This window comes from Weissella sagaensis (assembly GCF_005405285.1).
Taxonomy (GTDB): Bacteria; Bacillota; Bacilli; order Lactobacillales; family Lactobacillaceae; genus Weissella; species Weissella sagaensis.
On the sequence record NZ_BJDT01000029.1, the window covers coordinates 1 to 235 of the forward strand.

The following is a 235-nucleotide window of genomic DNA, read 5'->3' on the forward strand; positions in this document are numbered from 1 at the left end:
GACAGATGATTAGGGTGAAGTCGTAACAAGGTAGCCGTAGGAGAACCTGCGGCTGGATCACCTCCTTTCTAAGGAAAATCGGAAGCCTACACATCTATACGAAACGATATTTAGTTTTGAGTGGTTAACACTCACTATTAGTTCTTTGAAAACTGAATCATAATTGTAAATTTTTAAATTCATTTATATTGATCATATCAATTAAATTGAGCCGAAAAAATACACCGCGTAATTT

Annotated in this window: 1 rRNA gene; it reads left to right on the forward strand. The window is 34.9% G+C overall.

What is annotated here, in order from left to right:
* Positions 1-68, forward strand: a 16S ribosomal RNA gene (locus FFM55_RS09755); the annotation flags it as partial.
* Positions 69-235: the final 167 nt, after the last annotated feature.